This is a genomic window from Alicyclobacillus sp. TC (genome assembly GCF_016804365.1).
Taxonomy (GTDB): domain Bacteria; phylum Bacillota; class Bacilli; order Alicyclobacillales; family Alicyclobacillaceae; genus Alicyclobacillus_I; species Alicyclobacillus_I tolerans.
Window position 1 is genome coordinate 2347193 of the sequence record NZ_CP044434.1, and the last position, 20487, is coordinate 2367679.

The window sequence follows — 20487 nt, forward strand, 5'->3', positions numbered from 1 at the left end:
ATTGTAAAAATTCAAGAATATTTGCGCAATTAATCGAGGCTTACTTTGTTAAGAAACCTCACGTCTTTCAGCAATTCGCCCCGGTCTGTTGACAACATGAAAGAGTAAAAATAAAAAAATGGGCAGTACAAGGAGTAGCAAACTTACATGCAAAACTCCATTTATTCCATCGCGATCGTACAAATAGCCTCCATAAAATGGACCGATCATTCGACCAAAGGTTGCGCCGCTACTGACCAACCCTTGCAGAAACCCAAGTTTTCGAGGCGGTGAAAGTTGGGCAATGGCGGCTGGAACAGATGGCCAGACAAACATTTCACCAAATGTTGTCAACAACATGGCGAGCAAAAAAGCGATGTAATTATGACTGAGGGCAAGAAGCAAGAAGGTGAGGATATACCCTATCACCCCTCCCACCATGTGAACGGTAAGCGATGGAACACGGCGAACCACAAAGCTAACCACAGGTTGACCAAGGAAAATGAGGGCTCCGTTGATAGTCCAAAGGATACTGTAAGCTGACAACGGATAACCCAAGGCCTGCATGTCGACTGAAATCGTCGATTGCCACTGGACATACACAGACCAAGCCACTATAAAACCGGCCAGCAAGATGCCAATCGCCCCCCAGGGAATGGAGGCTGTCTCCAAACGACTGGCTACATTCTCAATACTTTCATGACCATGAACAGAGCGATGCTGGTAGACCTTCTGGAAAGGACGTCGAAACACTGTTAAGGTAAGGATGACAAAGAGAAGATAACTCAAAAAAATACCGTAAAATACTGTATCAAATGAGTGAGCTGCTATAAAACCGCCAATCGCCGTTCCTATAGCCACGCCCACGTTATTGCTGACATACAAGAAATTAAACGCTTTACGCCCTGCTTCCGGCCAGGCGTGACCAGCCAATGCATTGAGCACTGGAAATGGAACGGCACAGAGCACTCCAAAAACGGCCATAACTCCAACATAAACAGCAAAATGTTGATGAAAAACAGGCAATAAAATGGATATGGCTGCCAAAAATGATGAGCCAGCCAATGTTAACACAGGCCCAAAGCGATCATAGCACCATCCTCCGAGCAGAGAGCCTATAAAACCTGCTCCGGAATAGACCATTAACACAAACCCAGCAACCGCCATGGATTGATGAAGCTTTACATGGATATAGATAGAATTCACTGGCCAGAGCAGTGACAGTCCACCCACATTGATGAAACAGGCCAAGGCAAGCAACCATAAAACGAGCGGCACATTGCCCAAAGCCCGTTTTTTCCATCTATCCATCTTGTTGCACTCTCCTTCACCTGTTCCGTTCACAATTCTCTGCAGAGGCTTGTTGGTCCCGCGAAATTATATCACCTAAGGCTTTAGAAAACGAGATAGAAAAAGAATAAAAAACTTCCTCGCCACTTTGTGAATGGTCAGAAGTCTATACGAAACTTTTCCATACGATGCAACAATTCACCTCGCTTCACATTGAATTTCTCTTGAAAAATTAGTTTAAGAAAAGTTTGATGTACAATGAGATTCAAACATCAAAAGCTCAAAAATATAGTCACAACGGGGTGGTCATATGCGCATCTTGTTGGTGGAAGACGAACGGCGTTTATCTGCCGCTATTGTCCAATTACTCAAAGAAAATCAATATGCCGTGGACGCTGCCTTTGACGGAGAAAGCGGTCTAGATTTAGCTATGACCAATTCTTACGATGCTATAATTCTTGATATTATGTTGCCGCGCATGAGCGGACTAGAGATTTTACAGACATTGCGTAAAGAAAAGCTAAATGTTCCCATTTTGCTTCTAACAGCTAAAGATACGGTGGAAGACCGCGTCACAGGTCTTGATGCCGGCGCAGATGATTACCTGGTCAAGCCGTTTGCGAACAAAGAATTGCTGGCTCGCGTGCGGGCTTTGACGCGCCGTACAGGCAATTTGCAAGGGACGGAAAATTTGCAAGTTGGGGCCTTCACGCTCGACTTTGCCACACGGGAAGTGCAAAAGAATGGACAAACCATCAATTTGACCAGCAAAGAATTTCAACTGATGGAACTTTTTTTACGCAACCAGGGGAAGGTACTTTCCAAGGAGATTATTCTCGATCGCGTTTGGGGACCTGATGCTGAGGTGATTGGCAACGCGGTTGAAAATTACGTCCATTTTTTGAGAAAGAAGATTGATGACGCAAACACACCGTCCTATATCAGCACCGTAAGGGGTGTGGGTTACATTTTCCAGGTGGAGAGAGGTCGCTGAATCGTAGTGTTCCAACAAGTTCGAATGCGCATTGCGCTACTCGCTTTAACTTTGGTGCTCATTATCTATACGATTTCTTCCATTGCTGTTTATGCTATCGTCCATCTTTATGTCATCCATGGCATCGATCAACATTTACACACAATTGCCGAACGCGTAGCAAACGAATACGATGCCACAGGTAATGTAGAAATTACAGGAAATCTTTTGCCACATGGCACTTATCTATTCTTCGCTGCAAGCGGAACTCTATTTGTCAAAACGACTTCCAGCCTACAATCGGTGTTGGTGAATTTGATTCACAACGCCCCGCCTGGAGAACATTATGTCGATTTGACGGCTGATGGAATTCACTATCGAGTATTTTATGTGTTGTCAAATTTAGGTAAACAAGGCGCAGATATTTTAATGGTAGCTCAGGACGATCGCGTTGAACTTTCTGTGCTGAACAACTTGAAAACCGTCATCTTCCTTGTAGGTTTGGCAGGTATGTTGATTTCTACACTGGCTGGCTTCTTTCTTGCCAATCGTGTTTTGCGCCCCATTCGCGCCGCATGGCAAAGGCAGTTAGAATTTGTAGCTGATGCTTCTCACGAGATGCGCACCCCTCTGGCGGTCATTCAATCCAATTTGAATATTGCTATGGGACACACAGACGAATCGATTCTCGATAATTTGGAATGGCTGAACAACGCCCATAGTGAAACCCGCCGTCTATCCAAACTCGTTACCGATTTGTTGACACTCGCCCGTTCCGATTCAGAAAAATTGCCGTTACAAATTCAAACCTTGTCAATTGAAGAAGTCTTTGACAAAGTAACCGATTTATACAGCAGCATTGTAGAAATGAACGGTATCCGATATCGCTCTGAAATCGCCGCCAGTGCCGCCCATCAATATTTTTCCGGAGATGCGGATCGCATTCAGCAATTGCTCCTTATTTTGCTTGACAATGCACGAAAATTTACGCCTGCTGGCGGTGAAATAGCATTGATTGCTGAACGCTCGCGAAATCATTTGCTGATTCAAATCAAGGATACAGGACGCGGCATTGCTCCTGAAGACTTGCCGCGCGTCTTTGACCGTTTTTTTACAGGCGATGCATCCCGTACACGAGAGACCAGTAACGAGACGGGAGTCAGTGGCACTGGACTTGGTCTTTCCATTGCCAAATGGATTGTCGAGGCGCATAAAGGGAAGATTTCAATCTCCAGCGAAGGATTGGGCTTGGGAACAACCGTTACAATTGAACTCCCGATTGCTTCGCCTCGTTCATCTTCAGAATAAATTGCTGGCAACTTTCCAAAAGTGAACACTTAGCCACAGCCATTACTTCTTCCCGCTCCTGGGAATGGACAGTTTCCCAGACTTCATGGAGCGAAACTGCTGTCTCTGGCAAAGCGCGAAAGGATTGATGGGACAGTTCGTAAAAACGATTGATATTGGCAATTGCTCTTGGAACTTCAATATAAACACTAATACAAGCATGCGCTACAATGTATCCTGGCTTATGGGTGGATATACCGGCTAATCCACCTTTCCAAGTCTGCGCAGTTCCCACCAATTTCCTTCCACCCAGCAATACATTATAGTGACCATCGCAATAACTGCCCGGCAAGTCACCAATTTCCCCTCGGCCGCCAAGTTCATTCAACCAATCGAGCAACGGCTGGCAGAGCAATCGATAATAGGCGTCGGTTGTAGCTCCAGGATGAGCTACTCTAGGAAAAAGCAAGGATAGATTGAGTATGCCTCGTCCATGAGGAACTGCAGTCCCGCCAGTCGAACGCACAAAAACGGGACAACCTTCCACAGCAAGTTGTTCCCTTGCCCATTGACCTGCTTGGGTTGCTACATCTCGTCGGCTCACCACCAAACCATCTGGCGCACTATGCTGCCATATCCGTAGCAAAGGCGGTCTTTCAGAGCGAGCAATGGAAGCTGCCAGCTGATCATCCAATAAAATATTGTCGTTTGGATCGTCCAACTCCAACGTATCTGCAACGACATTTTCCGGCCAAAGCAAAACATCCTTAGCTTTCATCAAAATATTTATTCCTCCATGGGCGAATTTGATAGGTTCCCAGATTTTAAGCGAAATTTGTTACTTTGTGATGTGCCTTTCTCCAACAAAAGCGGAAAAAGCAAATGAACCGTTGTGCCTTCCCCTAAACGGCTATTAATGTAAATTTGGCCCTGATATATTTCAACTAATTGACGAGCAATAGACAGTCCCAGTCCTGCACCGCCACTGTTCCGATCTCGGCCTTCCTTCGCGCGATAGAACCGTTCAAAGACATGCGGCAAATCATCTGCAGGAATGCCTTCACCAGAATCCTGGACGGAAACCCGCAAGCGGCTCGCCTCGCGATTGGCAGCCAGCACAATTTGTCCCCCGCTTTTTGTATGGCGCATTGCGTTGTCCACCAGGATCACAAGAATTTGCCGAAGATCGTTGCGATCCATACGAATAGCTAATCCTGCTTGAATATGAATTTGTTCAAAAACACGCAAATCTGGCCGCAAAAGACGCGCATCGTCTGCCATCTGCTGCAGAAGAGACGTTATATCCTCAGTATTCATCATGGACTCAACCGGTTCTTGATGGTTCTCTAATCGCGAGAGCAAAAGCAATCGATCAACCAAGTTTTGCAATCTATCTACTTCCGTGACTATATGATGAACCGCCGGTTCCCAAACACTTTCATTGGTATGGCCCCAACGTCTGAGAATATTGGCATGACCAGCCACAATAGCCAAAGGGGTCCGCAATTCATGGGAAGCATCCGCAATAAAGCGACGCTGTTCTTCCACACCTCTTTCAACTTTATCCAGCAAATGATTGATGGAAGTAGCTACAGAAACAATTTCCTGAGGACCTTCAGGTACAGGAACACGGTTGGAACGCAACCACTCCACTGTGCGTATACCGTCAATCAACTGCACAAGCGACCTTAGTCCTCGCTGCAAGAGGGTGTATAGACCCGCAGCAAAAATGAGTAAACTGACTGCATCAATCCAAAAGAGCGTATGCATCACTGAACTCACTTTACTGTATATCTGCTCCGTTGGACCGACTACCACCACACTCCCTACTTCTTGAGTAGGATATACAATGGGACGAGCTAACGCCATCATCGATTTCAACTGTCCATTTTCTACATAAGTGATATCCGGCAAACGAACAATGCTCTTCTTCAGCGACAATCGACTCGCTAACAATGCCTGCGAAAGCTTACTCTCCACTTGATTCCATACATTATCGGGAAAATCATTCGTTTCATCCAGAGAAGTGATTTGGCCTTGACTGTTAAAAAACGCAATGGCTGATCGAGTAAAAAGAGCATAATCCTCCCAATTATTATTCATCAAAGTATCGCTGGGATTAAGTTCAGCCGCATGCCATACGTTGTTGACCTCAAGCGTCAATTCCCGCTCGTAGTCGGAAAAATTAGACTGACGGACAAACACGGAAAAGGTGATGGTAAACACCAGCATAACCAGCGCAAACCAGAGTATTGTCAACCACAACAAGCGGGATCGAAGACTCATGGGGTATCACTCCGAAGCATATAACCAAGTCCTCTTACCGTACGTATGTATAGCTTATCCGGATCGAGTTTTTGCCGAACATATCCTATATAGACATCCACCACATTGGTATCGACAGGCGTTTCAAACCCCCACACCTGTTTCAGCAATTCACTGCGGCTAATCACAGCGCCGCGGCGTTCCCATAAAAATAGCAACAAATCTAACTCTCTCGCAGTCAATTCAACCAATTGGCCATCTTTATACACTTTGCGCCGCAACGGATCGATCACCACATCTGCAAACTGGATATTTCCCGTTGGCTCGCTAGCCAAAAACTTCTCTTTACGGCGTGTCAGGGCACGAATACGAGCAATTAACTCTTCAATGGCAAACGGCTTGATCAGATAATCATCTGCGCCCGAATCCAACCCCTGTACTCGATCTTCCACCGCCCCCCGAGCTGTCAGAAAAATGACTGGTACATCGCTTTTTTCACGAATTTTTCGGCACACTTCCAGTCCGTTGATATCCGGCAACATACGATCGAGCAAAATCAAATCCACAGAATGTTCCTCAAAAATACGCAATCCTGCCGCACCCGTTGTAGCTACATACAAATGGTATCCTTGCAGTTCTAACTCAATTCGCAAGAACTCCACCAAACCTGTTTCATCTTCAACTAAGAGAATCTTTTGCATCTCAATCCACCTCGTGTAGCGACTGCTGACTGTAGATATTGGGCCAAAAAACAGCCGAAAGACTTGGCAGTTGAGCAGCAAACTGCTCCGCCGCTGCCATAAGCGTACCTTGACGTCGACGAATCACTGTGATAGTACGGGATGTCAGCAAAACTCTCGATACAAGAAGAGCTGTCAATCTTCCCGTCTCCATATCATCCTGTACACTCGATTTTGGCAACACAGAAACCCATTCCCCATACTGTAACACGCGATTGATGCTTTCCAAACTGTCCGTTTCCATATTGGCGTCAATGTTTACGCCGTACTCCAAAGCGAGATCGGCAATAATCTTACGCAAACCTGAGCCTTGGCGCATGAGGACAAAGGGATAGGCGCAAACTTCTGCCAGTGTTACTTCTCTTCCAGCAAGTGGATGATGGTGAGCAGCGACAAAAAGCAGTGGGTCACGCCATAGCTCCACCCCGGTTAATTGTGAGTCTGTTGCATCCCAGGAAGTTACAATGCCTAGGTCGATCTCGTTTTGCAAAAGCGCTTCAATGGTACGCCGAGAGCTACCGGTGGTCACTTGAAAACGGACTCCTGGGTGAAGATGTTGGTAGTGCGCGAGCAGCGGTGGCAAAAGATATATGGAAGGAGTCAACCCCGCCCCCAACCGTATCGTTCCAATTTCCGGATTGCCAAAGGCATTCATTTCTTCCCGCAAACGCTCCTCTGTTTGCAAAATACGTTTGGCATACTGATAGGCCAATTCTCCCGCATGATTCATAACCAACCTGCGGCCAATTCGGTCAAAAAGCCGCACACCCAATCTGTGTTCCAATTGCTGCAATTGCCGTGTCAATGTTGGCTGTGTAGTATTCAGAACTTGTGCGGCCTGGACGAGAGTTTCGTTCTCGACTATTTGCACCAGCGCCTGATATAGTTCCAACCTTTTCACCCATCTCAAATTCATTTGAATTCCGTATAAGAATTATACAATAAATCAATTTTACACATAGATACTTTTTACATACACTGAAATTTGTGATGGCTTGCAAAACGAGGGGGAACCGGCATGTTTCACGCAGTAGTTGGAGCTCAGTACGGAGATGAAGGTAAAGGAAAAATGGTTGACTATTTTGCTGTCAATGCCGATGTGGTCGTCCGCTACCAAGGTGGAGGCAACGCGGGGCATACCATTGTCAATGAACACGGTAAGTTTGCCCTGCATTTAGTACCATCCGGAATTTTTAATCCGGAAACTTTTTGTATTTTAGGAACTGGGGTAGTCATTCATCCAGCTCATTTGGTGCGTGAGCTTCGTCAACTAGAAGATCGTGACATTTCCACCAAACGACTTATTGTTTCTGAAAGAGCCCATCTCGTGCTGCCCTATCATGTTTGGCAAGACGCTTACGAAGAAGAGAAACGCAGTCGCAAAGTAGGAACCACTTTACAGGGAATTGGTCCTGCTTATCAAGATAAAGTAGGTCGTTATGGAATTCAGATTGGCGAAATGATTCATTTGGACAGTTTCCGTACTCGTCTGGAAGCGGCTTGGGCAGCCAAAATCGAGCGTATGCCGGCTCTTGCTGATTATGGAAGTTTTGAATCTATGTGGGCGGAATTGGTAGATGCTCGTGAAGTTCTCTTACCCCACATTGCTGATACCTTGCCATTTTTAATGGAGGCAGAACAGTCTCAAAAGCACATCTTGCTGGAGGGACAATTAGGCATTATGCGCGATCTCGATTGGGGCGTATATCCTTACGTTACCTCATCATCGCCCATTACTGGTGGAGTATTTGCTGGGGCGGGTATCCCTGCCACAGCAATTTCACGCGTCACAGGTATTACCAAAGCTTATACTACTGCTGTGGGTGAAGGTCCATTCCCTACACAATTAGATAATGAAATTGGACAATTTTTACAACATAAAGGAGAGGAATTTGGAGCTACCACTGGTCGGGCTCGCAAATGTGGTTGGCTTGATTTACCTGCATTGCGCATGGGAGCATGGCTGAACGGCTATACAGAATTGGCGCTGATGAAACTGGATGTGCTGGCTGGTCTTGAAAAAATTGGCGTCTGTGTCGCTTATCGTCGGAACGGACACACTTACTCTATGCCTATGCCTGCTTATCAATTGGAAGATGCAGAGCCGATTTACGAATTCTACGAAGGTTTTTCTGAAGACATCTCGAATTGCCGAGTTTACGAAGAATTACCTAAAACAGCCCGACAGTTCATCAAGGCTTTGGAAGCCGATTTGCAAATTCCCATTCGTTATATATCCGTAGGACCCAATCGAGATCAAACCATTATTCGTAACGAAGTGGTCTCTTTAGGAAAATAGAAAACACATATTGGAGAATGGGGAGTAAAGCTTGGCAAAAAGGTTATCCTGTTAGAAGATTCTTGCGGATTGATTTTCTAACGAGGAGATGAACCATGAGCCAGCCCGTATTTCCGACATCTTTCCCATTACAACATCAAAATCAGCAACCGGGACTGGAAACCCTCATGCAACCACGTCCCGTTTTTCACAACCCATCTTATCGAGGTTCTGAAAAATTAGCTGGCAAGCGAGCATTGATTACTGGCGGGGACAGTGGTATAGGCCGAGCGGTAGCGACAGCGTTTGCAGCAGAAGGTGCACATGTATCCATTGTGTACTTATCTGAACACGAAGATGCTAACGAGACAGCTGATTGGATTAAAAAATCGGGTCAAAAGGCGCTTTTGTTTCCTGGCGATATTCGACAAGAAACATTTTGCCAAAAAGTCGTTTCCGATACCGTTCAGGCGCTGGGCGGATTGGATATTCTGATTAATCATGCAGCCGAGCAACATCCTCAAGCTTCTCTTCTTGACATTACGCAGGAACAACTGTTGTCGACCTTTCAGACCAATCTCTTTTCCATGTTTTTCTTAACACGAGCAGCATTGCCGCACCTGCAAAAAGGTGCGGCCATTATCAACACAACGTCTGTGACAGCTTACGAAGGACATGAACAACTGATAGATTACTCTGCCAGCAAGGGCGCTATTGTCAGTTTCACACGTTCCTTAGCCAAATCTCTTGCCAAGCAGGGCATTCGAGTCAACGCTGTAGCCCCTGGTCCTATTTGGACACCACTCATTCCGTCTACTTTCAGTGCAGAAGAAGTCAGCCAATTTGGTAGTCAAACACCGCTGGGACGAGCAGGACAACCTTGTGAACTGGCACCCGCTTATGTGTATTTGGCAAGCGAGGACAGTTCGTATATGACGGGTCAGGTGTTGCACGTCAATGGCGGTACTGCTGTTTCTTCTTAAAAATCACTTTTACGATGATACTCCTATAAAACCAGCTCATGACCGGGTATGCTGAAGAAGTACCCGGTCAATCTTGCAGTTCTAAACGCGCTACCGCACGGCGATGCACTTCATCCGGACCATCCGCCAGACGAAGCGTGCGCGCGTTTGACCACATTTTAGCCAGCGGAAAATCATCGCTAACACCCGCTCCACCATGAACCTGAATTGCCCGATCGATGACTTTTAAAGCCACATTGGGAGCGACAACTTTAATCATGGCAATCTCTTTTTGAGCCGCCTTGTTTCCAACGGTATCCATTTTATAGGCGGCATTCAAAACAAGCCACCTCGCTTGCTCAATCTCCATACGAGAATCAGCAATCCATGACTGGATAACTCCCTGTTGAGCAAGTGGTTTGCCAAAGGCGACACGCTGTTTAGCTCGCTCACACATAAGTTCAAGTGCACGTTCTGCAGCCCCAATCAAACGCATGCAATGATGAATTCTCCCAGGACCAAGACGCCCTTGAGCAATAGCGAATCCTTTCCCCTCTCCCCAGATGATATGGTCTGCTTGTACTCTCACATTGTGATAAGTAACCTCAGCATGACCATGCGGTGCATCGTCGTAACCGAATACAGGCAGCATTCGTTCCACTCGGACACCTTCGGTATCAAACGGAATTAAAATCATCGACTGTTGTTCGTAGCGAGTCGCATCTGGATTCGTTTTCCCCATCAGAATGGCTACTTTACAGCGAGGATCGCCCGCCCCACTCGACCACCACTTGTGAGCGTTGATAATATAGTGGTTTCCATCTCGCACAATACTGGCAGAAATATTGGTGGCATCGGAAGAAGCTACTTCTGGTTCTGTCATAGCGAAACAAGAACGAATTTCACCCGCCAAAAGTGGTTTTAACCATTTTTCCTTTTGTTCTGGACTCCCATAACGCGCCAAAACTTCCATGTTACCCGTATCTGGTGCATTACAATTGAATACTTCCGGAGCAATTTCAGAACGTCCCATCATCTCGCAAAGTGGTGCATATTCCAGGTTAGTCAACCCTGCGCCGTATTCTTCATCTGGCATAAATAGATTCCAGAGTCCTGCCGATTTGGCTTGTTGTTTCATAGTTTCCATAATTGGAGGTATGGAGAAACGGTTTTCCGCGGCTGCCAATTGCTCGGCATAAATCTTCTCTCCAGGATAAACTACTTCTTCCATAAATTCTTTAAGTCTCTTCATCCAAGTAAGCGTTTTCTCTGAATAACTGAAATCCAATCTATGCTCCCTCCCAATCACCGCAAAAGAAAAAGCGCGGATAACTTGACTTTACTCCGCGCCAATCAGGGGTGCAACTTGTCAATTCAATGATACGGACTGCGTATGGATGATTTACAGGCGAAAGTCAAAGCACTGCCTGCAAATTATCTGGACGGCCATTTAGGCTCTTGCAGTTACCGCCAATTTGTTACCTACATAGGCTGCCAAATCAACAACTCGATTGGAGTATCCCCACTCGTTGTCATACCATGCAACAACCTTCACCATACGATCGATGGCAAAAGTCGAAAGGGCATCCACAGAGGCAGAATGCGCATCACCATTAAAATCGCGAGAAACCAATGGTTCTTCTGTATATTGAAGAATTCCTTTCAAGGAAGACTCTGCAGCTTGTTTTAACGCAGCATTCACATCTTCTACAGAAACATCACGGCGCACATCAGCAACCAGATCAACCACTGAAACATTTGGCGTTGGTACACGCATAGCCATACCGTTCAATTTACCTTTCAAATGCGGCAACACCAGTCCCACAGCTTTAGCTGCACCAGTTGATGTAGGAATGATGTTGAGCGCTGCAGCACGCGCGCGGCGCATATCTTTATGCGGCAAATCGAGAATCTGTTGATCGTTTGTGTAAGAATGAACAGTGGTCATCAGTCCGCGTTCAATCCCAAATACATCGTCAATAACCTTTGCAACTGGAGCCAAGCAGTTGGTCGTGCAAGAAGCGTTAGAAATAACATGATGCACATCCGGATTGTACATATGCTCGTTGACACCCATAACGATAGTGATATCTTCATTTTTAGCCGGTGCAGAAATAATGACTTTTTTTGCACCACCTTTTGTTATATGCACTTGCGCTTTTTCTTTATCTGTAAAACGCCCCGTAGACTCAATCACCAAATCGACACCGACTTTGGCCCAAGGAATTTCACCTGGATCGCGCTCAGCAAACACTTTGACAGCCCGACCGTTGACTAAAATACTGTCTTTGTCTGCCTTTACTTCAGCATCTAATTTACCGTGGACTGAGTCATATTTAAGCAGCATAGCCAAAGTTTCAGCGTCCGTTAAATCATTGACCGCTACAATTTCAATATCTTGACGTTTCATAGCTGCGCGAAATACGTTGCGACCAATACGTCCAAATCCATTAATGCCAACTTTGAGTGCCATCTTTATTCTCCCCTTTATTTATCTTGATAGTAATCTTGAGATTGCACAATGAGACGCGCTGCGCCTTCATCAGTAATCAATACGTCGATTCTGTAAGCCTTCGCAGCTGCGGCAACAGCTCTCGCCTTACTGCTTCCGCCAGCAACAGCCATGACTACGCGGGCATTTTGCAAATCATCAAGACGAAGTCCAATTGTGGGCATGGAATACACCACATCGCCCTGCTGATTAAAGTAGTAACCAAACGCTTCTGCTACAGCTTGCTGATTTTCCAAGCACGCCACTTCTTCATCAGGTACTTGACGACGTTTTGCCATTTTAACGGCTTCACCAATTCCATGAACGACAAGCGTGGCTTTGCGAATTTCCGGCAGTCTCTGCTGAACGTATGGGTCGTTCAACAATTGTTCCATTGTCTCTTCATTGAGTCTGTCTGGCACATGCAACATCATGGACTCACCGCCCAGCTTTTCAGCCAGCGTGGAAGCAATTGTATTGGCTTGAAACTCTACCTTTTCACCTAATCCACCGCGCGCAGGCACAACTTTTACAGGATAAGAAACCGCACGAGCAGGCATTCGTCGGGCTATGGCCGCCATGGTAGTGCCGCCTGTGATACCAACGACCTCGTCTGGCTGCAGAAGACTCCGTAATAACTCTGCGGCTCGATAGCCGAGGTTGTCTTTGACCCAACTGTTTTGGTCGCTGTCATCTTCCACAACCACCACCTGAGGAATTCCCAGTACTCGGGAAACGCGCTCAGCCAGCTCTTTTCTGCCATCCATGCGAACAGCAAATTCTGCAACGCGATCGAGCACAGCTTCTCCATCTTCTGTCAAAGAGACTCCTGCAGAGCTAGCTGTCAAAAGCCCTTGTACACGTAGAAAATCCAGCTCTGCGCGAAGCACACGCTCAGTTGTACCCATTTCCACAGCTAAAGCACGGCGCCCAATAGGTTGCAGGGCAAGAATGCGTTCCAAAATGCGAATACGTTTTTGCAATTCGTCCGATAGCTCAGGTACGAGTCGACGAACGGCACTCCAGATGGAAACATCTTCTATTGAGTTCAAGCTCATCTGCCACCAATGGGACTAATTTAGTCCCGTGTAGTCATTTTTCGTCCCAACCACCACGAAAGATAGCCTTCTTAATATGATACCTTTGTAGTCAGTGTATTCTTTTTTACCGTATTTTGCAATGGGCAATCCTTACCCATCCTGATGATTTGCAGAAGTTTTGCATTTTTCTTGCCAAATGGCCCAAGCTAATCGTATGACAAGCAGCAAGGAGAATGAGGCTACTTCTGGAAAAATTGCACTATCCTGTAGTGAAAGTATCATTTTCCTCGCTAAAACTGTTAGGATAAAATCTGTTAAATGAGTTGGTGACAGCGTTCGAATCAACTCAAGGATTTCGTAAACAAGCAACAGAGAAAAAATATCTTCAGTTAGACTTCGAAAATGAGTTAAAACAATTTCAGGATGATTCAGCAATTCGCCCCAACGTATGATAAAACCAACGATGCCAATCAGTAATGCTGCAAACAAAATTCCTACAATGGCGAAACGAATATACATCAATAAATGGCGAATAGTGCGTAACATTTTAGAACGCACTCGGTATGCCTCCCTCCTGTATGCCTGATAATTCTTCATGGATACAGTCGAGCGGCAAACATTGTCCAGCTTGTATATTGGATGCTATTTGCTGTAGAATCCCACTTTTCCACCAACAGTCTGGATTTTCCTCTAATTCTTCTTGCCAATCGGACAATGTGATCCAACGGGCCTCCAAAATTTCCTTCCCGTCCACCTTTAAACGCAAAGAGGCTGGCATATCCTCTACTCGGGCCAGAAAAACCAAGCGCAGTTTTCGTTCGTGGAATTTACGCCAATACGAATAGAGGCCAAGAAATCCTGTCAAACTACAATTCTTTACGCCTGTTTCTTCTTGTAATTCACGCATAGCCGCTTCCAACAACGGTTCACCCGGATGAGGTTGACCGGTGGGGATATTCCAGCATCCCTTCTTTTTGCCGCGCCCTTCACGTACACAAAGGATCTCTCCGCCGGAGAGCAAAACTGTACTGACGGAGAGCGTGATTTTGGCGATTTTCATAAAGATCATCCTCTTGTGCGACATCAAGTCTTCATTTTACTACAACCTTTGAAAGAAAATGGAGTCCTTGATTCGCAAAAACTCTTGAGTCGTCGCACCCTACTCTGGCAAAATGTAGAGCGTAGAAGAGACCAAAATAGAGGGGAGCCAACCCATGAACTACCCCGGCAAATTAATTATCGTGGAGGGTACTGACGGATCGGGCAAAAGCACTCAAATTGCCTTACTCAAAACATGGCTTAAGCATCAAGGCTATCCGGTGGTTTTTACAGAATGGAACTCATCTGCCCTCGTCAAAAGCTGGACCAAAAAAGCGAAACAACAAAAACAGTTATCGCCCGCCACGTTTCACTTAATACATGGAGCAGACTTTTATGAACGATATGAACGTTTCATATTGCCACTTTTGCGAGCGGGCTTCATAGTTTTGGCGGATCGCTATATTTATACTGCGTTTGCCAGAGATGCCGCACGCGGCTGCAATCGTGCCTGGGTGCACAATACATACCGTGATGTCGTACGCCCTGCGCTTTCGCTTTACTTCCAAACTCCTCTAAACGTGGCAGTAGACCGAATTCTCGTAGGCCGGACGGAACTCAAATATCATGAAGCTGGACTCGATTTAGGTATTTCGGACGACCCGGTGGAAAGCTTTAAAATCTTTCAAGGTCTTGTCAAACAGGAATATGATCGCATGGCGGATGAAGAGCACTTGCACGTTATTGACGCTACCTTGCCGATTGACGTACAGCAACGTGAGATACGGCGTCTAACGGAATCTGTGCTAAAAAACTACGAAGGTTTATCTGCACTGCAATTAAATACAGGTAAATCTGCTCATTTTTGCAACGAAGCGATAAACCTGCAACAAGCTTTCGCCTTCCAAAATCATAAACTGCCCGGCAAACTGATTGTGATTGAAGGTTCAGACTACTCTCATCATTATCAGTATAGCCAAAAACTAAAGGAATTTTTGGAAATTCAAGGATATGCTGTTTATTCCGCTGGTATCAAACGCTCCAAACTGATGCGACAGGCTATTGACGAAGCGAAAGAAGAACAGATGGTAGGACCTCGCACCATGGCGTTGTTCTATGCAACAGATTTTTTCTCCGAGCTGGAACACGGTATCTTGCCTGCTTTACGAGCTGGTATGGTTGTCGTGGCTGACCGTTACATTTTCACCTTGATGGCGCGTCAACTCGTACGCGGTGAAGATAGTGAGTGGTTACACCAACTCTATCAAGCGGCTCCCAAGCCGGACTTGGCTCTTTACCTAGATTCTGATGCAACGACTTTAGCTTGCCGATGCCTGCAACAATATGGTCAGCTATTCTATTGGGAGGCGGGTATGGATTTAGCTATCTCACCTGATGCCCTCGATTCTTTGTTGCATTATCAGAACGGATTACTCGCCCATTATAGAAAAATGGCCAATCTATACGGTATGCAAATGCTGCCCGCCTTCGAAAAAAATACGGAAGAAAAAATTCAAAAGTTAGCCTTGAAACTGTTGGCAGGTGATGAGGCATGAGTCGAATCGGTATTATCGATCTCGGTTCAAACTCAGCCCGCTTGATGATTTATGAAATTGAAAAAAGCGGAGCCTACTGGCCCATTTTTGAGATGAAACAAAATATTCGCCTAGCCGAAGCCATGAACGATGGAATCATTCAGGAAACAGGAATCCAGCGAGCGATTTCCTGTACAAGACTTTTTTATCGCGCGGGTCAATTACACAATGTGGACGAATGGTTAGCAGTCGCTACAGCAGCTATTCGCCAAAGTCGTAATCAGTCTGAAATTTTGCATCGTTTACGAGTGGAAGCGGGAATTGCTTATCAAGTTATCGAAGGCGCGGACGAAGGGAGATACGGCTATATAGGCGCAGTCAATACACTGCCTATACAGAACGCCTTGCTCTTTGATATCGGTGGAGCGAGCACAGAGTTGATGCTGGTAGAAAGCAGGAAATTAAAAGGCGTGGTGTCCCTGCCGCATGGAGCATTAAATCTCATGAAACGTTTTGAGAATATATCAGAAACTGAGACAGCCAGACTCGTCTATCATTTCATGCAGGAAGCGTTGAACGAGGTCTCATTTTTGTCTTTTGCACAAAATATGCCTCTGGTAGGGATGGGCGGAACAGCTCGAGCATTGGCCAAACTGGAATTAGCCCGTCTGAACAAACCAAGCGCTCGCATTCACGGTTTTACCATGGACCAGGAGGCTGTCCAACAATGGTTTGAAGAACTGTCCAGCTTACCGCTTGCCAAGCGAAAAAAAATAAAAAACCTTTCCAAGAGCCGAGCAGATATTATTGTACCTGGATTAGCAATCATGAGCGCTCTTATGAAGAAAACCAGTAGCCCGTCTCTGATGGTGAGTCGGGCGGGATTACGTGAAGGTATATTTTATGAACGATATCTACGCTATACTGGCAGCGCTGTGGTCCATGACGTGTTGAGTCATAGCCTCTTTAATTTTCAGCGGAAATTTGTCGTCAACCCTACTGTGTCCGATCTCGTCGCGGATGCTGCATTGCGCCTGTTTGACGCACTCGTTGAAAAGTCGCTTGTCGATGCAGCGGATCGAACCTTATTTTACACAACCGTTCAAGTAGAAAGCGCTGGATGCTACATTCATACTGAACGCTGGATGCATCATTCCGCATACTTGGCCCAATGGTCGCAACTGTATGGTCTTGGTTACCATGAAACGGAGGATATGGTGCAACTTCTGTCCGGGAAAGCCAATAAGCGTTTAAAACGACTTTCATTATTACTGCGACTCGCCAAGCTGCTGACCTTACAACTTGGCATGAACGCAGAGGAAATTGAGATCGTCATGAATCAAGACAGTCTGATGATTGGCCGAATACCCGACATGAACCATCAAGTAGAAAAATCGGCAGATGCATCTTTAGTAGATGAATTTTTGCTGACTTTTCAAATTCCCCTTATCTTTTTGGATGCCTGACATTTTTTATACGGCATCTCTGATTTTCATAATTTTCGTAGCCGCGCCAGTTGAACCGCATGGTGCGGCCCTTTCGTTAAAATTAACTGGGCACGGGCACGGGTGGGAAGAATATTTTCACGCAAATTAACTGCATTCACTGTATCCCAAATCTGAGAGGCTGTAGATATTGCTTCCTCTTCGGAAAGCAGTGAATACCTCTGGAAATAAGATTCTCTCTTACGGAAAGCCGTCTCCCGGAGCTTCTGAAAACGCTCGATATACCACTGCTTTATCTGATGTTCTTCCGCATCTACATAAATGGTAAAGTCAAAGAAATCTGAAACAAATAGCTGCGGCTTAGTTGTTGTTGTACCCCCTGTTTGCAGGACATTCAAGCCTTCCACAATCACGATATCCGGATGCTCAACGACTTTATACTCTCCTGGAACAATATCATAGGTTAGATGTGAGTATACAGGTGCACTAACGGCTGGTTTGCCGGACTTGACGTCTGCCAAGAAACGAATCAAACTGCGAACATCATAACTTTCCGGAAAGCCTTTGCGATTCATAAGACCACGTTCTTCAAGAACATGATTAGGGTAGAGAAATCCATCTGTAGTGACCAGATCCACCCGCGGGTGACTCGGCCATCTCTCTAGCAGAGCTTGAATGATACGCGCCGTCGTACTTTTACCCACTGCTACGCTTCCCGCAATACCTATGATATAGGGTACTTTCTCCTCCAAATGGCCAAGAAAGCGACTGGATGCTAAATAGAGGTTTCGTGTAGCGTCCACATAAAGGTTGAGCAATCGTGACAGAGGCAAGTAAATTTCATCAACTTCACTTAAAGATACTTGTTCATTAATCCCATGCAATTTAACCAAATCTTCTTCTGTCAATGGCATGGGAGTGGAGGCGCGTAATTGCGCCCATTCATCTCTGGTGAATGTGATGTATCGGGAAAAGTGTGCAGTTCTATTTTTTTGCACCAAGAAAGTTGACCCCTTTTATGGCTCATCATCCCTAAGCCATGTTTTCTCTATTTATGATGTTATGAATGGATAAATTCTTGCCAACCCCGGTCAGATATCATGCTTCAATCGTCACAGGCGTTCCTATATGTACCATACTGTAAAGCTTTTTAGCTATATTCACTGGCAATTCCACACAACCCGCACTCTGTGGGAATCCATAGGAGGGCCTCGGGAATCCATGAATAGCAATATTACCATCAAAGCTCATGACCCACTTCACTCCCGGATCATCATAGTGTGTCCCATTGGGATTGACACCCTTCATATTGACGACAGGCGACTTAAAGCGTATATAGAAATGTCCAAGCGGCGTTGCATTGTCAACGCCGGTATTACAGAGAGTTTTAAAGATAGCTTGTTGTCCCTGATAAACGGTTAAAGTTTCCGGTGTTCCTTCTCTAACTACTATACTAAGAGGAGTAGCAGTTACAAAAGGACGAACTACCTGAGCCACAGGCAAAAATTGACCAGTGGTAGAAACAATACTATGCTTGCCGCCATGCAATAACATAACAACTCGCTCCGTGGCAGGCAAGGGCTGATTCGGTATAAACTCAGCCGTAGTGCTGTTCTTCCATTCCACATTTCCAGCAATCGCTGGTTGAAAGCCGAGATCATGCTGGAGACTCTGAGGATTTTTCACTGGCGCACTGAAGTGAAACCAAAAGGGACCATCTTGCGAGACTTCAAGCTGCCAAATTCCAGGATCTGTTGTAACATGGAGCGGTTTTGGGGTCCAGCCAGCAATTGTAACTGAGTGTTGCAAGTGCTGGCCTTCTCTATCAACGGCAGAAAGCAATGTCAACTGATTAAATTGATGCTGTTGCATGGATGCCTTCAACCAAAGAGTATCTTGTGGAACCGCTAAAGATTCCTGATAGGTTTTTCCGTCTATTCGCCACTTCAAACTTTGAACTCGATGATTAAAATGTAACGAGATTCCTTTAAGCACATTAAATTGCGTAATTTGAGGAAGAACTTGCAAATTTTCTCGTGTTCTCGGCGCCATCAGCATTCCACCGCCGAAATAGGTGGCAAGCGCGACCCATATTGCTACAACACAGCTAAAAATGGATCGACTTTTCATACCAGCCAGCCACCTCACTAGATTTTAGAGATTAGATGGAAGCAAAAACATTTCAGCTTTACAGGGTTGTCGACACACTTTTTTTCCTTGGTCGATCTGGCACTGTCAAAAGCGCTAGCAAGCATAGGGACGAAAAAAGAAATGCTACAAGTGTTACATGAATGAGAAACGATGAAACATTATGATAGGTTACAATTAAAATTCCGGATAAAGCTTGCAAAAGAACCAGGATCACTGTTCCCCAAGCGGCTCGGTAAAGATCGGAGCGTAGATTTCGTAGGGCAGCGGCGCTTCGCAATATAAACAGACTAAAGACAAGCAAACCTAAAGCAAAAAGCCTGTGAATACAGTCCATCCAAAATGCGTAGTGTGGTGCGTAGATGCTTTCTGTAGGAAACGGCCAACCATGAAAAAACGGGGCAGCTCCACTACTTGAGATGTAAGCTCCGAAATACATTTCAACATAAATATAAATCAGCGACCACCAGACTAGCGATCGGATTCGGCTACCCGTTGCCGAATAGTCTGGACGTAAACGACCGCCTTGGAGAATTTCTTGTAATGGTACACGTCGCAATTGAAATAATAAAATACACAATAAAAGAACGGAAGCAAAAGCAATTAATGAGATGCCAAAATGAAAAGCTAAAAACCAAGCGGGATCGCCAAAAATCACCCCAAGCGCTCCCAGCGCGCCTTGGACAAAAACTGAAGCAATGGCTAAGACAATCAGCCAAACAACTTCACGCAATTTACGATACTGAATCAGGGCGAAAACGGATGTAGCAAGTAGAAGTAAAGTTGCAATAGGTACCAAAGCTCGATGGCCAAACTCTATCAACTTATGAATGCCCATATGCTGTGGGATTAACACGCCTTCACATAGCGGCCATGAATTTCCACAAGCAAATCCCGAACCTGTCTCTGTATCAATAAATCCAACCGTATTGACAGCAAGAAGAAAAATAACTGTTAAAATGGCCAATAGAATAGTGACAAATTGTATACTCCGTTTATCTTGATTTGCCATACGC

General features: G+C 45.6%; 19 protein-coding genes. 6 read left to right on the plus strand and 13 right to left on the minus strand.

All coding sequences use genetic code 11. From position 1 onward, the window contains the following. Positions 1-48: 48 nt before the first annotated feature. On the minus strand, positions 49-1290 hold the full coding sequence (locus tag FY534_RS11585; protein WP_203114629.1) for an MDR family MFS transporter: 1242 nt from the start codon (positions 1288-1290) through the stop codon (positions 49-51). A 289-nt stretch (positions 1291-1579) separates the two neighbouring features. On the opposite strand from FY534_RS11585, the gene rppA reads away from it, so the two are divergent. Both rppA and FY534_RS11595 read left to right on the plus strand, forming a co-directional pair. Next, positions 1580-2263 carry a two-component system response regulator RppA gene (rppA, locus tag FY534_RS11590; protein WP_203114630.1) on the plus strand — a complete coding sequence of 228 codons (684 nt, stop codon included), beginning with the start codon at positions 1580-1582 and terminating at the stop codon, positions 2261-2263. Between the two features lie 6 nt (positions 2264-2269). Next, positions 2270-3550, plus strand: a complete 1281-nt coding sequence (locus tag FY534_RS11595) for a sensor histidine kinase (protein ID WP_203114631.1) — start codon at positions 2270-2272, stop codon at positions 3548-3550. Here FY534_RS11595 and FY534_RS11600 read toward each other — a convergent pair. Genes FY534_RS11600 through FY534_RS11615 form a run of 4 tightly spaced genes read right to left on the minus strand, consistent with a single transcriptional unit; the run spans position 3504 to position 7426 of the window. After that, on the minus strand, positions 3504-4307 hold the full coding sequence (locus FY534_RS11600; protein ID WP_203115620.1) for a lipoate--protein ligase family protein: 804 nt from the start codon (positions 4305-4307) through the stop codon (positions 3504-3506). The genes FY534_RS11595 and FY534_RS11600 overlap by 47 nt on opposite strands. Before the next feature lie 8 nt (positions 4308-4315). Further along, on the minus strand, positions 4316-5815 hold the full coding sequence (locus tag FY534_RS11605; RefSeq protein WP_203114632.1) for a sensor histidine kinase: 1500 nt from the start codon (positions 5813-5815) through the stop codon (positions 4316-4318). Beyond that, on the minus strand, positions 5812-6495 hold the full coding sequence (locus FY534_RS11610; RefSeq protein WP_072874985.1) for a response regulator transcription factor: 684 nt from the start codon (positions 6493-6495) through the stop codon (positions 5812-5814). The genes FY534_RS11605 and FY534_RS11610 overlap by 4 nt, the downstream gene beginning before the upstream one ends. Before the next feature lies 1 nt (position 6496). Then, positions 6497-7426 (minus strand): LysR family transcriptional regulator, encoded by a 930-nt coding sequence (locus FY534_RS11615; protein WP_238413537.1) that lies wholly within the window; start codon positions 7424-7426, stop codon positions 6497-6499. Between the two features lie 126 nt (positions 7427-7552). Between FY534_RS11615 and FY534_RS11620 the strand changes: the two genes are divergently transcribed. Both FY534_RS11620 and FY534_RS11625 read left to right on the plus strand, forming a co-directional pair. Continuing rightward, the gene (locus FY534_RS11620; RefSeq protein WP_203114634.1) at positions 7553-8833 is read left to right on the plus strand and encodes an adenylosuccinate synthase; all 1281 of its coding nucleotides are present in this window, start codon (positions 7553-7555) and stop codon (positions 8831-8833) included. Positions 8834-8928: 95 nt separating this feature from the next. Next, positions 8929-9795 carry an SDR family oxidoreductase gene (locus FY534_RS11625; RefSeq protein WP_072874988.1) on the plus strand — a complete coding sequence of 289 codons (867 nt, stop codon included), beginning with the start codon at positions 8929-8931 and terminating at the stop codon, positions 9793-9795. A gap of 67 nt (positions 9796-9862) precedes the next feature. On the opposite strand, the gene FY534_RS11630 is transcribed toward FY534_RS11625, so the two are convergent. The 5 genes from FY534_RS11630 to FY534_RS11650 form a co-directional block, all read right to left on the minus strand. Continuing rightward, positions 9863-11062 carry an acyl-CoA dehydrogenase family protein gene (locus tag FY534_RS11630; RefSeq protein ID WP_203114635.1) on the minus strand — a complete coding sequence of 400 codons (1200 nt, stop codon included), beginning with the start codon at positions 11060-11062 and terminating at the stop codon, positions 9863-9865. Positions 11063-11224: 162 nt separating this feature from the next. Next, a complete protein-coding gene (gene gap / locus FY534_RS11635) occupies positions 11225-12247 on the minus strand; it encodes a type I glyceraldehyde-3-phosphate dehydrogenase (protein ID WP_072874990.1) in 1023 nt (340 codons plus the stop codon). Between the two features lie 14 nt (positions 12248-12261). Beyond that, the gene (locus FY534_RS11640; RefSeq protein ID WP_238413538.1) at positions 12262-13317 is read right to left on the minus strand and encodes a sugar-binding transcriptional regulator; all 1056 of its coding nucleotides are present in this window, start codon (positions 13315-13317) and stop codon (positions 12262-12264) included. Between the two features lie 138 nt (positions 13318-13455). Continuing rightward, entirely contained in the window at positions 13456-13863 is a 408-nt protein-coding gene (locus FY534_RS11645) for a hypothetical protein (RefSeq protein WP_072874992.1), read from the minus strand. After that, a complete protein-coding gene (locus FY534_RS11650) occupies positions 13853-14365 on the minus strand; it encodes an NUDIX hydrolase (RefSeq protein WP_072874993.1) in 513 nt (170 codons plus the stop codon). The genes FY534_RS11645 and FY534_RS11650 overlap by 11 nt, the downstream gene beginning before the upstream one ends. A gap of 154 nt (positions 14366-14519) precedes the next feature. Between FY534_RS11650 and tmk the strand changes: the two genes are divergently transcribed. Together tmk and FY534_RS11660 are read left to right on the plus strand one after the other, a co-directional pair. Further along, the gene (gene tmk, locus FY534_RS11655; RefSeq protein WP_203114637.1) at positions 14520-15899 is read left to right on the plus strand and encodes a dTMP kinase; all 1380 of its coding nucleotides are present in this window, start codon (positions 14520-14522) and stop codon (positions 15897-15899) included. Further along, positions 15896-17344, plus strand: a complete 1449-nt coding sequence (locus tag FY534_RS11660; RefSeq protein WP_203114638.1) for a Ppx/GppA family phosphatase — start codon at positions 15896-15898, stop codon at positions 17342-17344. Before tmk ends, FY534_RS11660 begins: the two co-directional genes overlap by 4 nt. A gap of 26 nt (positions 17345-17370) precedes the next feature. On the opposite strand, the gene coaA is transcribed toward FY534_RS11660, so the two are convergent. The 3 genes from coaA to FY534_RS11675 form a co-directional block, all read right to left on the minus strand. After that, complete coding sequence (coaA, locus tag FY534_RS11665; protein WP_203114639.1) at positions 17371-18324, minus strand: type I pantothenate kinase; 954 nt, start codon at positions 18322-18324, stop codon at positions 17371-17373. A gap of 97 nt (positions 18325-18421) precedes the next feature. Further along, positions 18422-19453 (minus strand): L,D-transpeptidase, encoded by a 1032-nt coding sequence (locus tag FY534_RS11670; protein WP_203114640.1) that lies wholly within the window; start codon positions 19451-19453, stop codon positions 18422-18424. A 58-nt stretch (positions 19454-19511) separates the two neighbouring features. Beyond that, positions 19512-20483, minus strand: a complete 972-nt coding sequence (locus tag FY534_RS11675) for a COX15/CtaA family protein (protein WP_203114641.1) — start codon at positions 20481-20483, stop codon at positions 19512-19514. Positions 20484-20487 lie beyond the last annotated feature (4 nt).